10 protein-coding genes are annotated in these 17,727 nt (G+C 27.6%); 4 read left to right on the top strand and 6 right to left on the bottom strand.

Annotated features, from left to right (window positions below; all coding sequences use genetic code 11):
- Positions 1-20: 20 nt before the first annotated feature.
- The 6 genes from BW723_RS00385 to BW723_RS00360 form a co-directional block, all read right to left on the bottom strand.
- Positions 21-896, bottom strand: a complete 876-nt coding sequence (locus BW723_RS00385) for a hypothetical protein (protein WP_068358573.1) — start codon at positions 894-896, stop codon at positions 21-23.
- A 19-nt stretch (positions 897-915) separates the two neighbouring features.
- Entirely contained in the window at positions 916-2,370 is a 1,455-nt protein-coding gene (locus BW723_RS00380) for a RagB/SusD family nutrient uptake outer membrane protein (protein ID WP_226789189.1), read from the bottom strand.
- A gap of 71 nt (positions 2,371-2,441) precedes the next feature.
- Positions 2,442-5,552 (bottom strand): SusC/RagA family TonB-linked outer membrane protein, encoded by a 3,111-nt coding sequence (locus BW723_RS00375; protein ID WP_068358567.1) that lies wholly within the window; start codon positions 5,550-5,552, stop codon positions 2,442-2,444.
- Between the two features lie 296 nt (positions 5,553-5,848).
- Entirely contained in the window at positions 5,849-7,399 is a 1,551-nt protein-coding gene (locus tag BW723_RS00370) for a DUF6377 domain-containing protein (protein ID WP_139059075.1), read from the bottom strand.
- Between the two features lie 547 nt (positions 7,400-7,946).
- The gene (locus BW723_RS00365; RefSeq protein WP_068358560.1) at positions 7,947-10,274 is read right to left on the bottom strand and encodes a glycoside hydrolase family 2 TIM barrel-domain containing protein; all 2,328 of its coding nucleotides are present in this window, start codon (positions 10,272-10,274) and stop codon (positions 7,947-7,949) included.
- Positions 10,275-10,552: 278 nt separating this feature from the next.
- Positions 10,553-12,202, bottom strand: a complete 1,650-nt coding sequence (locus BW723_RS00360; protein ID WP_083139617.1) for a S8 family serine peptidase — start codon at positions 12,200-12,202, stop codon at positions 10,553-10,555.
- A gap of 345 nt (positions 12,203-12,547) precedes the next feature.
- On the opposite strand from BW723_RS00360, the gene BW723_RS00355 reads away from it, so the two are divergent.
- From BW723_RS00355 to BW723_RS00340, 4 genes are all read left to right on the top strand, one after another.
- Complete coding sequence (locus tag BW723_RS00355; RefSeq protein ID WP_068358553.1) at positions 12,548-12,904, top strand: HlyD family secretion protein; 357 nt, start codon at positions 12,548-12,550, stop codon at positions 12,902-12,904.
- Positions 12,905-13,071: 167 nt separating this feature from the next.
- On the top strand, positions 13,072-13,638 hold the full coding sequence (locus BW723_RS00350; RefSeq protein ID WP_068358551.1) for an RNA polymerase sigma factor: 567 nt from the start codon (positions 13,072-13,074) through the stop codon (positions 13,636-13,638).
- A gap of 110 nt (positions 13,639-13,748) precedes the next feature.
- Entirely contained in the window at positions 13,749-16,313 is a 2,565-nt protein-coding gene (locus BW723_RS00345) for a M14 family zinc carboxypeptidase (protein ID WP_068358548.1), read from the top strand.
- Positions 16,314-16,487: 174 nt separating this feature from the next.
- Positions 16,488-17,708, top strand: coding sequence for a FecR family protein (locus BW723_RS00340; protein ID WP_068358545.1), 1,221 nt, complete (start codon positions 16,488-16,490; stop codon positions 17,706-17,708).
- Positions 17,709-17,727: the final 19 nt, after the last annotated feature.

Raw genomic sequence — 17,727 nt, 5'->3', positions numbered from 1 at the left:
TGAAAAAAATCTAAATTTTCTTAAATTTTACCTCTCATTTCTACATTAGAAATTGTGATTCCAGAAGTTTGGTTTCCACCACATTTTATAACAAGGTATATTGTTCCAGAAGTATCAAAAGTTACTTCATTACTTTTAGAGCTAGTATAAGAGCTATCTACACAACCAACAGAAGAAAGTATTCCGTTAAAAGAACCAGTACCACAGCCTCCCCAAGTATTTAAACCCATAACCACATTGCTTGCGTAATCATTCCACTGTACAGGTTCTACTGTACTTGCAAAAACTTCAAACCAAGTTTCATCATTTCCATCACCAGAAACAATCATATCTATTGTATAAGTTTTATTTGCAATAACCTCAATAGGTTGATAAATGGCTTGTTGATTCCAACCACTTGCAACAATGGTAGCACTACCATCATTAAATGTCCAGTTTGCACCAGAAGCGCTGATGTTTAAAATAGTCCATTCGCTATGAGCGCTAGCATCTTCAAATTTTCCACCTTTAACAATATTACCAGCAATTGGGTCTGAAGTTGCAACATTTACAGTTTGAGAAGATACAGAAGAAACCCCACCTATACCAGTTACTTTATGTTGTACTGTATACGTACCAGCATCAGGAAAAAACACCTCTGCAGAATTACCACCAGAAGAAAATCCACCTCCTTTACCTAAATCCCAACTAGATGATATGTAGCTGTTAATGGCATTTAAAGAATATGTGTTATTTGCGTCTGTTATTTCAGAAATGGTAAAATCTGCATCTAAATTATCAGCTGTTAAACCATTACCTTCACCTAATTCTTCTGGTTGGCAAGATGTAAAAATCAACCCTATTAAAACTAAAGGTAAAAACTTAAAAATGTATTTTAATTTTATATGTAAGTTCATAATGTTTTTATTTTAAAGATTAATAATTAGGGTTTTGTACAAGCAAAGTGTTTTCTAACTCAGCTAAAGGAATTGGTAGAATTTCATTTTTTCCTGCAACAAACCCTTTACTAGCTAAAGCACTTGCAGCTTTATCAGTTCTAACCAAGTCGTACCATCTATGGCCTTCTCCAGCTAATTCTAATCTACGCTCATTTAAAATGGCTTCTATAGATACAGGTATAGAAGGTAAACCTACTCTAGCTCTAACAGCATCTAATAAAGATTGTGCACGAGTACCTGTACCACCTAATGCTTCAGCTTCTAATAAATATGTGTCTGCTAAACGTATCATATAAGTGTGTTGTTGATAGTTTAAAACACTTGCACCACCACCCGTAGAAACATCTGAAGTTAAAGGCATAAACTTTTTTAAATAATAACCTGTATGTTGGTAACTTTCATCAAAAGAAACATCTCCAGCATCTTTAAGAGCCTGTAGGTCTTCAATTGTATCGTCAAACCTTGGATCTCCTAACAAAGCATCGTGTAAATCTTGCGTAATTACATTAAATCCCCAACCAGCAGCATAGTCTGGTGCAGAATTATTGTTTCTTATATAGCCTCTTGGACCAACCATAACATTTAGGCTGTTTCCTTCGTCTGCGCTTCCTCCCCAAAACCACCAATCAGCATTACTCTGATCTGTGTGGGCAATTTCTAAAATAGATTCACTGTTATAAATGTTACTAATTTGCCATAAGTCTGAAAAATTATCAAGTAATTTATATCCGTAAGAACTTGTTGTACCTGGAGTTCCGTTAATTTCAGCAAATTGAGCAGCTGCTTCTGTATTTTTTCCTTGGTATAAATATACTTTACCTAATACTGCTTTTGCAGCTCCTTTAGTTAATCTACCACCTTCGTTAGCTACATTTAAAGAGATTGGTAAATTAGGAATTGCCCCTAATAAATCTGTTTCTATTTGTGCATATACTTCATTAGGATCTGCTTGTTCTATATTGTAGATTTCTGATGTTGGTATAGGAGCAGTAATTAAAGGTATATTTTTAAACAACCTAACTAGCTCAAAATAATATATTGCTCTTAATGCTTTGGTTTCTGCTTCAAGTCTACTTTTTGTTGTTTCAGACATGTCAATATCTGGAAGTTTAACTAATAAAATATTAGCTCTAAAAATACCTTGATAAAAATCGTTCCAGTAACTAGTACCAATGTTAGATTCGCTAATTGTATAATTAGAAAATGCTTGTAATTGAGAACCGTCTGAAGAACTACCACCACCTGTATAATGATCGTCTGATCCAGAATTTAACAAGGCTATCATGTTTTCAAAACCTCTTGATTGTTTACCAATAACATCATAAACAGCTATTAGTGCTGAATAAGCTTCAGCTTCATTGGTATAATAGTTTTCTTCTAACGCAGTACCTTTAGGTGTTACTTCTAAATATTCTTCACTACAAGATATCATAACAATACATATGAGTAGTATAATATTTATATTTTTTATATTTTTTAATTTCATCTTTTTAAGTTTTTTAGTTAAAATTGTAAATTGATACCAATTTGATTTGTTTTGGCTTGAGGATAATACCCACGATCAATACCAAAAATACCACCACCAATTTCTGGATCATATCCACTATATTTTGTGAAAGTGAATAAGTTTTCTGCAGTTAAATAAATTCTTAATTTACTAACACCATATTTTTTTGACACATCTGATGGAAGCGTGTAACCCACTTGTAGTGTTTTAATTCTAAAATAATCGCCATCTTCTAAGTAAAAATCAGAAGGGTTAGAAAAGTTATTGTTAGTATCGTTTGTAGTTAACCTTGGAAAAGTGTTTGATGTTCCTTCTCCAACCCATCTACCCAAAGCAGATGTTTGATAGTTTGCATTTTCTACATCTAACCTTCTTAATCCTTGAAAAATCTTATTACCAGCTGCACCTTGACCAAATACTAAAAGATCAAAATTCTTATAATCTAGATTTAAGGTAAATCCGTATGTAAATTTAGGAATTGAGCTTCCTAGAAAATCTCTATCATCAGAATCAATATCTCCATCATCATCTAAATCAACCCATTTAAAATCTCCAGGTTGTGCATTTGGTTGAATTATAGTACCTGCAGAGTTTACATAATTATTAATTTCTTCTTGATTTTGAAAAATTCCATTCGTTTTAAATCCGTAGAATGAGTTTACAGGTTGCCCAATTTGAGTTCTTGTAATAGGGTAGGTACTAGACTGTATTGTTGCACCACCAGATAAAAAATCTACACCATTACCTAAAAATGTAACTTCATTTTCTAAATAAGATACGTTACCATTTATAGAAAAATTAACTTCATTGAATTGTTTATTATATCCAATTTCTAAATCAATACCTTTATTTTCCATATCTGCAACATTACCAGTTGGGCTTCCAATTGCACCAACATAACCAGGTATGGTAATGCTTTGTAAAATACCTGTAGTTTCTTTTTTATACCAATCAAAAGCAACAGAAATATTATCAAATAATCTTGCATCAAAACCGATGTTTAATTGACTCGTTTCTTCCCATTTTAAATCTGGATTTGATGGAGCGTTAGGGCTGTTACCAATAGTTACAGAACCAGAAGTACCAACTGTGTAGTTTCTACCACCACCAATTGTAGATAGGTATTGAAAATCGCCAATATTATCATTACCTGTAACACCATACCCACCTCTAATTTTTAATTGAGTAACGATATCATTATCTACCCAAAAATTTTCTTTAGAAGGTACCCAACCAGCAGAAAATGAAGGAAAAAATCCATATTTATTGTTAGAACCAAATCTAGAAGAACCATCTCTTCTTACAATTGCAGTAAATAAATATTTTTCATCAAAATTATAAGTTAATCTAGAAAATAATGATGTTACTCGGTGTTCGTTTCCTGTGTAGGCAGAAGCTGTTATTTGATCTGTAGGAACACTAAAGTTAAATGATGCATCTTTATAATTATCAACCGGAATTCCGAAATAAGTTACGTTTTCGCCAGTTGTAATATTATCTACATAAACCCCTTGCCCAACTAAAAGATTAAAATTATGATTTTTAATTTCTTTAGAATAAGATACTATGTTTTCTAAATTCCATCCAAAACCTTTATTTCTACCTCTAGAAATATTGTTTTGTGTGGTAATAGTTGCTGCATTTAAATAAGAAACTGGTGTGTAGCTGTCATAGCCCCAGTAAGCTAATTTACCACCTAGAGTACTTTTAAATTTTAAGCCTTCAATTGGTTCAAATTCTAGATAAGCATTACCAACAAAATTATCTGACCAACCATAATTACCTAAAAGTGTTTGCTCGTAAGCTAATGGGTTAGACATTTCTTGTGCTACTAAAGTTGATATTCCATAAGGATTTCCATTAGCATCTTTCCAAATTCCGTTATTTGTATAAGGAGCTTGATTGGCAAGTATTGGATCTGTTTCTACTATAGGGGTAATTGGATCTAAATTTATTGCAGAAGATAATGGCCCACCAAATTCGCTATTGGTATTACCGATACCCACATTTTTTTCGTTAGAATAACCTAAAGATTGTCCAAAAGTTATTTTATCTGAAATTTTATGAGTAGAGTTTAAACGAATATTCTTTCTTAAATAATTAGAAATATTACTCATTACAATACCTTCTTGGTCTAGATAACCAAAAGAAGCGTAAAATGTAGAGGTATTATTACCACCACTTAAGCTAACTTCATGGCTAGTTCTTTTTGCACTGTCATTAAAAATAGCAGATTGCCAATCAGTTCCTTCTCCATAAGATTGTGGGTCAGAAAAAATAAGGTTTCCTCCACCAGCAACAGATTTTTCATTTAATAAAGTAGCATATTGACTAGCATTAAGTAAGTCTAATTTTCTAGCAGCAGAAGAAGTACCAGTATATCCATTGTAATTGACACTTATTTTACCAGATTTTCCTTTTTTTGTAGTGATTAAAATTACACCAGTTGCAGCTCTAGCTCCATAAATTGCTTGTGAAGCAGCATCTTTTAAAACTTCTACAGAAGCAATATCAGACTGATTTAAAAAACCAATTCCACCAGAGTCTACTACAACTCCGTCTACTACCCAAAGTGGTTCGTTATTACCTAGTGTAGTAATACCTCTAACACGAACAGTAGATGATGAACCAGGCTGACCAGAGTTAGCAGCTATTGTTATACCAGAAACTCTACCTTGTAATGTTTGTTCTACTCTTGTTATGGGTAAATCTTCTAATTCGCTTTGTTTAACACCAGAAATGGCTCCAGTAACAACACTTTTTTTCTGTGTACCATAACCAACTACAACTATTTCGTCTAATCGATTATCAGGTACTAAAGTTATAGATATATTTGTTTCTGTATTAATTAAAATGTCTTGTTTAGCATAACCAAGATAGCTAAAGGTTAAAATATCTCCTTTTTTTGCCGCAATTGTAAATTTGCCATCAAAATCTGTTGCTGTTCCTTTAGTTGTATTTTTTATAAGGATATTAACACCAGGTATAGGTTCTCCTGTTTCGTCTAAAACATTACCTCTTATTGTAATTTCTTGTGCCAAAGAAACCCAAGTTGTTATAAGAGATAAAATAACAAATAGTTTAAAGTTTAAGTGATTTTTTCTCATGTTTAAGTTTAATTTAGTTTTTAGTTTCAAACTTTTTTAGAATTTATCTAAGACAGTTTTTTAGAATTATTTAACAAATTAAACGAAGCATTGACTATAGTACAATAGGAAGTAGTATTAAAGTAGATTTTCATTTAAGTAAAAATCTATAAATATCATTATTTTAGAGTTTTGGGTTTATTATAATGATTTAATAAAGTAGTATATTTGTAATATTAAGGTAGATTGAAAAGTTAATTTAGATAAAGATTAGGGTAATTTAAAATATAAATTTTGATAAAAAATGTAAAATTTAGTTATTTAATTTTTTTAACCATATCTTCAAATTCTTCTCTATTGATAGCGATGTTTCTAATTTTTACACGATAGTTGTAGATTGTATTTACAGAGTACCTTAATATTTTTGAGATTTTAGAGCTGTTTGTAATTCCTAATCGAATCAGTGCAAAAATTCTTAATTCTACAGTTAAAGAGTCGTCTTCTTTTACAATAATTCTTTCATCCTCTTTTAAGAGTTCATTAAAATTTTTAATAAAGTTTGGATAGATGTGTAAAAAAGATTTATCAAAATTTTCGTAAAATATTTTTAATTCGCTTTCAATAATCTTTTTAGATTTACTTAACTCTAGTAAATCTTTGGTTTTATTTGTAATTATATATTTGCTAACTGTTTTTCTGTATACATCTAACTTGTCTATATATTCTGAGTATAAGTTTAAAAATGTTCCAATATATTGTTCTTTAATTATATCTACAGAAGAGAGTTCTTCATATAGTCTTTTAAGGTCACTATTAGTAAAACTTAGTTTTTCGTTTAATTCTTTGAGTTGTAGGTTAGCTGTTTTTAAATATTTTTTTCCTTGGTTTATTTTTTTATTTTGTTTTATAATAAAAAAGATGGAGATCATTAATATTAAAGAAAGAACACTAATAAATATTAGTTGCTTTTTAAGTTTGTTGGTTTGTTTATTATTTTTTGTTTCATAAGATTTTGATATTACAGGTAATACATTTGAGATGTCTAAAAACCTTAATTTAGAATTGTAAAATTTAGCGTCTTCAAAAGAAAAATTAATATACTTATGTGCTCTATCTACATTACCTTCTTCAAAAAATATTACAGCTAAATTGGCTAAAGAAGCATTATCTTTAATTGCAGCTTGTATATCTGAAATAGCAGAAAGTATTAGATATTTTTTTTGATTTAGATTATTGCCTTCAACTTCGGCACTCATATAAGATCTATTAAAAGTTACAAGTGCATACTCTCTGGTACCCATTTTTGCTAAAGACAATCTTTTAGCATTTATTTTTAGTGCTTCTATAGTGTTGCCTTCATCTCTATAATTTTGTTCTTTTATGGCTAAATATAAATTAGAATTATTTTTCAGTTTTTTAATTTGTGAATTTAGAGAATCTTTATAGATTAAATAAAGTGTATTGTACTTATCTATTATGTTTTTTACCCTAGAAATGGTTCTAAGTTCTGAATAGCATCTTTTAAAAATACTATAATATTCAATAATTAGTTCTTTAGATAAATTTGATGAATTTATTTCTTCTAGTAAATTTATAGATTCATCATATCTACCAGAAGTAGCTAAAAGTTTAGCAAGTTTTAAGGTAGATTCTTTTATAAAAAAGTCGTTTCCAATTTTTTTTGCCAAAGCTAAATTTTCTTCAATGTAAAAAAGTGAAGAATTAAAACTGAAATAAGCATATTCAGCGATTAATTTATTAGTGATAAAATATTTGTTTTCTGGAGTAATGTCTTTTTCGGATAAAAGGTCTTTTAAACTTTTTATTCGTGATTCTTTAGCTTCTTGATAGCTTGTCTTTTTAGACATTTCTATTTCGAGCTTTGTGATTAAGTCATCAAGATTATTTTGAGAATTTAAAGGAGAAAAAAATAAAAAAAAGAGAATGGGTAGAAATATTTTTGACATCATTATCATTTAATTTTTAAAACTAAATAAAATTTTAAGAATAACTAAATAGAATTCGTAAATATTTATCTCAAACAAATAGATAAAATTATAATTAAAATATTTTTTACAATCCCTAATATAAAATCGAAATTATTATTGAATATATATTAAATAATTACAAGTTATTTTTGTAAATGAATTTTATTATTAATTAGAAGCTAGAATTTTATTTATTAGCAATTGAAATTCTTAATCTGTTGTAATAAGTTGCAGAATCTATATTTTTTAATTCCTATTTAGATAGGTAGCTCATTTCCGTTTTTCCAAAAACAAGTTCTTAATGAGAATTCTTTTTTTTTAAATGATAAATTTGTACCGTTGACGTATTCTTAAGTTAATGAAACATTAGAAGAGCATAAAGCTGTAAAAATGAACTACTGAAATATTATTACTTTTTATTATCATTTCAATTATTTGTTAATTCAACAGAGGTTGCTGTAATTTCTACATTTTTTAGTTTAGTATGTGCTTTTAATACTATTGATGCAACTCCAGCTTCAAATGCTACAGGATTATCTCCTATCAACACACCATTGCCTTTTACAATAAATTTAGCCTTACCTTTAAAATCAGAAATTAATGTATTGTTTTTATCTACAACAAATGCATTTACAAAAAATATGTCTGTATCACTTTCTTGTAGCTCTTTGTAATTATTATCTATAACAACATTAATTTTTGTAGCTTGCTCTGGAGTTAATTTTACATCAGAACATTTTAATTTATTATTGATATATCCTTTTGCTTCTAGTTTACCTTTTTTAAAGGATTTTATTTTAAATGTAAAAGGAGGATGTTTTAAGTTGTTTGAAATTCTATTTGTATCAGGTTTTTGTTTTCCCAAACTTTTTCCGTTTAAAAATAATTCAACTTCATCACAGTTGCTAAAAACTCGCACATCTAAAGGACTATTTTTTTTCCATTCATTAGCTATGTAAACCATTGGTTTTCCATAAGATTCATCAAAATCTCTTTGGCTTTGGTAAAAGTAATAAGCTGGTTTCGGAATTCTAAAAATATCCATAATTCCAGAAGCTTCTAGATCATTTGCATATCCTCGATTATAATCGAACATTACCCAATAACCATCTGCAAAAGCTGGTGTGTTTAAGTTATCATTATGGGCTTCTTGAATATTAGTAGCTTGCTGTAATAAAGCTCTTTCTCCTGCAGTACGCAATTGTCTGCTAGAACGTTCTTGTTGTAGTAAACCATTCCAAGAATCTTGATTTAATCCTGCGTTCATCGCATAATATTCCCAATCTCCATATTCTGAAACGTTGTATGGTTTTTTTAGGGTTGCATCGTAATGTTTTAATCTATGTTGTCTTGCTTGTAGATAAATATCATAACCATAAGATTGCCAACCTGCAGTAAACGATTGATTTCCTGGGTATTCTTGATGAGCAATGGTAGTTAACTTGTCGATAAAAGGTTCTGGCATCCAAGATTCATTTAAAGAAACTTCCCAAGCAATTACAGAGGCGTGATTTCTATCTCTTCGAATTAAATCTTTAGCCGTTTGAAAAATATGTTTTTGAAATTTTTTGTTTTCACTAAAATATTGCCAACCCAAAATAGCATCAATTGTAACGATCCCCAATTCATCGCAAGCATTCATAAAAGATTTACTTTGCGGATAGTGTGACAACCTTACATAATCGAAGCCTGCTTCTTTAATTTTTTTTGCATCTCTATAATTTGCATTGTCAGAAAGTGCGTAGCCTATGTAGGGGTATTCTTGATGACGATTTACACCTCTTAGAAACGTTTTTTCTCCATTTAAATAGAAATCTTGTCCAATAAACTTTATTGTTTTTATACCAATTGTTGTTAATTCGCTATCTATTACTTCTCCATTACTTATGATTTCTGTTTTAAGTTGGTATAAATTAGGGAATTGAGGAGACCAAAGTTTTGGTTTTTTTACAGTTAAATTAACTGTTATTTCATTCTCTTTGCTTGGGTTTAAGGTACTTTTTTCGCTATCTATAAAAGTAACTACACTATCATTTTTAATAAGTGTATTTCTTACAACAAAAGATTTTGCTTTAGTATTTTCGTTTTTTATGTGCGTTTGAATATTAACAGTAGCTTCTTTTTTAGATACTTTTGGATATTTTACAAAAATGCCACCACTTGCAGTTTTATTTGCAAAAATAGGATCTGTAATATGGAGCTTATTTTTAGTTATTAACCATACATTTCTATAAATACCACCATAAGTATTGAAATCTAATTTTTTTAAAGGTTTAGGGCCTGTAATAGGATTGTCTTTATTATTAAGCTTAACAGAAATTGTATTTTGATTATCAAATTTTGCGAAATCAGTAAAATCTATTACAAATGGTAAATATCCACCTTGATGTTTTATCATTTTCTTATTGTTAATCCAAACTTCGGCAATATTCATAGCACCTTCAAATTTGAAAAATAGTTTTTTATTTTTCATTTTTTTGTCTATAGTAAATTCCTTTTTATACCAACTAATTCCTTGCCATTGATTGTTTACTATTTTAGGTTCAATTTTAGGAGTATGAGGTAAACTGACTTTTTCCCAATTAGAAAAATTATCATTTAAAAAAAAGGAACTATCATCAATACTATCTTTAGATATTTTAAAAAACCAATCAGTATTAAAATTTTGTATATGATTTTTAAATTTCTCTGGTTTAGAGCAACCATTGATTGCTAAAAATATTGATAGAAAAAAAGCTAATTGAAATACTTTCATTTTTTTTGAGATAAATAGATTAAAATTTATAAAAGTTGAATATTGGTATAACAAATTTGAACTTTTTTAAACAACAATTTTAATAAAATTTTATATTATGGTTTCATATTTTTTAATTTATTTTCTGATTGAATTGTTTAGATATAAATTGTAGAATTTAGATTTTCAATATTTATTTAAGAATCGGTTAAATTTGATTTAAATATCTTTTTGCCTAACAGGTTGTAATTTTAACTTGTCAGTAAAAAAAAATAAAGTTGACGTAGATATTGGGTTTTCTATTTCTTAAATATATATTTTTTTTCTGCACTAACTATTGCATTATAAATGTTAACTATTTTTCCAGATTTAGAGAGTTTATTGAAAGAGGTCATCTTTTTTTTATCTTTTTTCGTTGGGGTTTTAACCATAACATCGAATTCTAAACCAGTATGCATAATAATTTCTTTTACTTGAGAAACTGAAATGTTTGGATAATATGCATAAAGTAGAGCAGCTACACCAGAAATTAAAGCTGAAGCTGATGAAGTGCCTCCATAAGCAACGTCGAAATTGTTATTTGGAAAAGTTGTATAAATTTTTTCTCCTGGAGCAAATACGTCAACTTCTTTTATTCCATAATTACTAAAGGATGATTTTAAATAATTTTTAAACTTATAACTGCTAGAGCCAACATTTAAAAAATTATTGGACACTTCAATATCATTAAAATTATTGTGATCATTTGGGAATTTTGAATTTTCATTAAGGTCTAAATTATATTTATCATTTGCTGCCGCACTTACTATTAAAACATTATTTGTATTGGCATATTCAATTGCTTCTAAGACCCAATCTAAGTGTAGTGAAAATTCTTTTGCGAAACTCATATTAATCACTTTTGCACCATTATCTACTGCATATCTTATTGCCAATGCGATATCTTTATCATGTTCATCTCCATATGCAGATATTGTTAAAGGCATAATTTTAATCTCATTTTTGAAACCAACCTTACTTATTATACCTGCCATTAATGTGCCATGATCTAAAAATGTTGTATTCTGATTAAATTTATAAGAACCATACCCATAATCATTTAAATTTTCTGGGTTATCTTTTTGAATAATTCTGTCATTATAATCTAAATTGAGAAGTTTATCAATTCTCTCTTTAGCTTTTAGCCTATATCTATTTACATATTCATTAGAATACCCATACTTTATAAAATTTGACTTTCTTAGAATTGCACTTTGTAGTTTGTTATTGTTTGGATAAACTTTTTTTAGACTATCTAAATTTTCTAAAGTATAACTAGTATTAATATAGTTAGCAATTAATTTTTCAGCATCATTTTTACTATTACTAACCATATTTATATATTCTAAATCTTCTTTAGCAAATTTTAATCTTGAATTAAGCTTTTTTAAGGCTTTTTGATAAATTTGATATTCCAAAGAGTCTAATTTAGATTTAAAAATGTAATTTGATTTTTTAAATTTTGAATTAAATTTCTTTATAATTCTAGTATATTCATAATTTACAAATTCATTATTTTGTCCCTTGTTATTACCAATAAAATTCCATCCATTAATATCATCTACGTAACCATTATCATCATCATCAAGGCCATTTACTTTTTCATCGCTATTTTCCCAAATATTGTTTTTTAGACCTTGATGATTTATTTCAACTGTCATATCTATAAGAGCAACAATTACAGGCTTTCCTTCTTTGTTATTTAAAATACTATCATAAGCTCTGTATAAGCTTATACCAGGTAAAGTATCTAATATTACATCTTTAAACTCCCAATTTTTAGGGGTTTTATTTACCTTATGATTTATTAATAAGGAATCGATAGCTCTATTTTTTACAATAGGTGACAAGTTTTCATTTGAACTACAACCAAAGGAAATGATAATAAGAAATAAAATTAAATGTTTCATATGGTAAATTTATAAAAAAGGCATTTAAAAGCACCTTCTTATAGATTTTAATCTGTGTCCTCATCCTCTTTTACAGCTACATACTTTTCTGAAGTTTGAATACATTTAAATAGCCTGAATTTATAAATTTAGGTTAATTATTTTTATCTAAATCATTAATTTCTTTGAAAAAATAAGAAGGCTTTAGAAAAAGAGACTGGAGTATTGAAATACGCTTCTTCTGCTATAGCTTTTATTGTGAATTTTTTAAGTATTGGATTTTTTTTTGACCTCTCCAACTAAATTAGTTTAGCCCCTAATAAGTTCGGAGTGATATTTAAATTTCAAAACTTATATACTTGAGAAATGAAATATTTATTAAAATCTGAAATAAATGGAAAAGTTTCTTTTTTGAATTATTGGAGTGAGAATCAAACAGTAAATCAAGGTGATTTAGTACTTACAATTATGCCAAAGCAAAACTCAGGGTTTATAGCTAAATTAAAGACTCCTGCACAGAATTTAGGTAAAGTAAGAACAGGTCAATTAGTAAATATAAAACTAAACAATTATCCTGATTATGAATTTGGAGTTTTAAAAGGTCAAATAAAATCAATTTCTGAAATTTCAGATAATGAAGGTTTTTATACGATAGATGTTGATTTGCCCAAAAAGTTAATTACCACTTATAAAGAAAAAATATTTCAGAATTATGTAATATGAGTACTTCGAAAATTATAATTAAATAGGTTATTAATTTTATTAAATTAACAATAATGTTAAATTAATGTAATATTCAAAATTATAGAATTACCTGACAACGCATCTAGGACATTTTTGTATGTTAGCATTAAATAAATTTAAAGCTAACTTTAAATTAAACTTTTAAAATGAGTTTAAAGAACCCTTCAAATATTAATACACAAGAAGATTTATGGAAGTTATTTTTGAAAGGTGACATGATTGCTTTTCGTAAAATTTATAATTTTCATTATCAAATGATGTATAATTTTGGTCTTAGATATATCGATTCTAATGAGGTTACAGATTGTGTTCATGATACTTTTTTAAATATTATTCATTACAAAGATTCTATATCAGAAATTACAAATGTTAAAGCTTATTTATTTAAAAGTCTAAGAAATCAAATTTATAAAGTAAAAAAATCTAAAAAAATAGAATTCGATCTTATAGATGGTACAGTTGCTTATCAAGAAGATGATACAGATAAAGAAAAGGTTTTAAATGAATTAAAATTACTCATAGAAAAATTAAGTCCTCGAGAAAAGGAATTGATTTATTTAAAATATTTTCAAGGCTTTAATAATTTTGAAATATCAGAATTATTAGATGTTAAATATCAGACTGTTAGAAATATTTTGGCAGGAGCTATTAAAAAATTAAGAAAATTAGGAAGTAATTTTATAGAAATTTTGTTTTTTCTATTGTCAAAATAATTTTTTCTAAAATTAACATATTTCATATAGTACAATTTAAATTTAGTTTGCTCTTAAAACAATAACCTAGGTTTTTAAGTATAATTACAAACTTCTTAATGATTTTCTATATGACAAATACTCGCATACTATTAGTAATTTTTACATTCTTTTTTTCTTATTTATCTTTTTCTCAAAGTTACTTTTATAAAGAATACGCTCCTTTTAATGAAAATATTCCAAGTCCAGAAGAGTTTTTGGAATATGGTATTGGAGATTATCATACCAGGCACGATTTAGTAGTTGCGTATATTACAAAACTATCAGAATTATCTAATAATGCAATTTTACAGCCTTATGGAAAAACTAATGAAAATAGGAAACTCATTAATTTAGTAATATCCTCTCAAAATAATCTAAAGAACTTAGAAAATTTAAAAGAAAAGCATCTGCAAGTTGTTCATAAAGATATAGATATAAAAGATTTTTCTGACTTGCCTATTTTTATCAACTTAGGTTATAATGTGCATGGTAATGAGCCTTCTGGTACAGAAGCTGCTTTATTAACTGCTTATGTATTATTGGCATCAGAAAATCCTAAAGTAAAAGAATACCTTAAAGAAGCTATTATTTTTCTAGATCCAGTAATAAATCCTGATGGTAGAGATAGACATACAAATTGGGTAAATACTTTTAAAGGTAGTCCTTTAATTGCAGATAAATATGATATAGAACATAATGAAGCTTGGCCAAGAGGTAGAACAAATCATTATTGGTTCGATCTAAATAGAGATTTACTGTTAGCAGTTCAGCCCGAAAGTAATGCAAAGTTAAATTGGTATCATGAATGGTACCCAAATGTAGTAACAGACTTTCATGAAATGGGTACAAATAGTACTTTTTTCTTTGAGCCAAAACAACTTTCTGCATCTTTAACTCCAGTTACACCAATAGAAAATTACACGGTTTTAAATAATGCTTTTGCAAAATTTTTTACAGCAGATTTAGATAAAATTAAATCTTTGTATTTTACTAAAGAAAAGTATGATGCTACTTATCCTGGTTATGGTTCTACTTATGGAGATTTGCATGGTTCTTTATCATTATTATTTGAACAAGCAAGTTCTAGAGGTCATGTGCAAGAAACGCCAACAGGAAACATTACTTTTAAATTTACAATTAGAAATCAGTTTGTTACAAGTTTTTCTACCATAAAAGCTGCCATTTCTAATAAAGAATTGTTGTATTCATATCAAAATAATTTTTTTAAATCATCTATTGAAAAAGCATCAGAAAGTAAAATAAAAGGCTATGTTTTTGGTGATGATTATGATAAAAATATAAATAAATCCTTTATAGACTTATTATTAAAGCATAAGATTAAAGTTTATGATTTAGAGGATGATATTATTGTAGAAAATAAAAAATACAGAAAAGACAAATCTTATTTTGTACCTACTAAACAAGCACAATATTTAATGGTAAGAACTATGTTTGAAACCTATAATAAATATAGAGATAGTGTTTTTTATGATGCATCTTCTTGGTCTTTGGCTAATTTTTACAATATGAATTATAGTCCGCTAAAAAAAATACCACAATATCTTGGTGAACTTACATCAAAAACAAATAAAATAACATTAGAAAAATTTTCAAAAAGTAATTATGCATATTTAATTTCTTGGGATGATTATTATGCTCCTGCTATATTAAATTATCTGCATAATAAAGGTGTAATTGTAAAAACTGCTACCAAACCTTTTAAAGTAAGTGTAAAGAATTCATCAGTACAATTAGAAAGAGGCAGTTTGTTAATTGCTGTAGGAATACAAAATGTTTCAGAAGAATCTTTATATACTATTTTAAAAGAGGCATCAGAAAAATTTAAAATAGATGTAAATGCTGTAAAAACTGGGTTTAGCTTACAGGGTATAGATTTAGGAAGTTCTAATTTTATAACTTTAGAAAAACCAAAAGCAATGATGTTAGTAGAAGGAGGTGTTTCTGCTTACGAAGCTGGTGAAGTTTGGCATTTATTAGAACAAAGAATGCAGATGCCAATTAGTAAAATACCAGAAAGAATTTTTTATAGAACAGATTTAAGAAAGTATAATGTTATAATAATGGTTTCTGGTTATTATAACTTATTAAATGAAAAAAGTAGGCAAAAAATAAGAGACTGGGTAGCTCAAGGTAATACGTTAATTACTATACGTACAGCAAGTTCTTGGGCAATTAGAAATAAATTGGTTAAAGAAAAATTGGTGGTTCATAAAAATAGTGAGAAAGATTCTTTAGAACGATTAAATTATGGAGAATCTAGAGAACATTTAGGAAGAAATAGCATTGGTGGTGCAATTTTTAAAGTAGATTTAGATATTACACATCCAATTGGTTATGGTTATCATAACAGAGAATTACCTGTTTATAAAAATAATAGAGTTTGGTTGGCACCTAGTAAAAATAAATTTTCTACGGTAGCAAAGTACACGAAAAATCCACATATAGATGGTTATGTAACTAAAGAAAATTTAGACAATTATTTTACTCAATCTGCGTCAATAATTGTGAATCAAATAGGAAAAGGAAGAGTTGTAATGTTTGCTGATAACCCTAATTTTAGAGGAGCTTGGTATGGAACAAATAAATTATTTATGAACGCTATTTTCTTTGGATCTATTATAAGTATCCCTTAATATTCAAAAATTATTCAATTCTTGATAATGAAGAGAAATGTCTGTTTTAATAGATTATTTCTCTTTTTTTTATGTTTAAGATGAATAAAAAATAAGAAAATTTAAATTTTAACACTTTTCTTATAGTACAAAATGGTAAAGTTTTACTTGTACTTATAAATCATAACGAAAAGTATGTTAAATAATCAAAATTTTAAGATTGACGAATTGTTAAATAATGATGATTTTATTCTTTGGATTAAATCAAATGAAAAAATTAGCAACCACAATTGGCAAGAATATAAAAAGCAATTAAATACGGAAGGAAAAGCTAATTTTGAAAAAGCAATTTCTATCTTAAAAAAAGTATTTGCACTACATATAGATAATACTAATTTGTCTGCAGAGTTTATACAAGAACAATATATTCGATTACTAGAAAAATCGAAGAAAGAGAAAATTGCAAAAAAATCGAAATACGTTGTTTTTAGAAATGTATTGAAATATGCTGCAATTTTTATTCTACTTTTTACTTTAGGTAATGTTGTAGTAAATAAGTTGTCAAAAAAATCTTTTGATAAACACCTAGCTACTTCAGATTATAATTCTTCAGAAATTTTAATTAAAACAGCTAATAATAAGTTTTTTGAAATAAAAGATGATACCAATAGTAAATGGTTAATGGAAAATGGAATTTTAGTAAATGTAAAATCCGATAAAATATCTTTTGTATCTACAGATAATATAAGTAAAGCAAGTGCCGTAGATTATACTATTTATGTACCCAAAGGTAAAAATTACCATGTTTCTATGATAGATGGTACAGAAGTAGAATTAAATTCAGATTCAGAATTCACTTTTAACAATTCTACTTTATCTAAAGAAAGAAAAGTAAACTTAAATGGAGAAGCTTTTTTTAGTGTAGCTCATAATAAAGAACGCCCTTTTCTGGTAAAATCTTCAGACTTAGAAATTAAAGTTTTAGGTACAGAGTTTAATGTTTCTAATTACAAAGAAAATAATTTTACAAGTACAACATTGGTAGAAGGTTCTATACAAGTTTCTAATCCGCAAGGAGAAAGTAGAATTATAGAACCAGGTAATCAAGCCAAATTATATCATAATCAAAATAACATAATTGTAGAAAATATAGATGTGCAAAATGTAGTTGCTTGGACATCTGGCGTATTTATTTTTAGAAATGAAAAATTAGAAAAACTAATACCAAGATTAAACAGATGGTTTAATATAGAGTTTGAGTTTGAAGGCGAAGAATTACTAGATTTTAAATTTACTGGAACCTTGAAAAAAGAAAATGACCTAAATCATTTTTTACAAATGCTTAAGTATACAAAAGGTATAAGTTACTCTATTGAAGGTAAAAAAGTAAAGCTAACAAAAGATCTAGAGAAATAAAAGACACTTATTTAGGCAA

Origin of the sequence: Polaribacter reichenbachii, assembly GCF_001975665.1 — a bacterium.
Lineage (GTDB): Bacteria > Bacteroidota > Bacteroidia > Flavobacteriales > Flavobacteriaceae > Polaribacter > Polaribacter reichenbachii.
The sequence above is the reverse complement of the archived record's forward strand: the minus strand, read 5'-3'. Positions and strand labels throughout refer to the sequence as shown.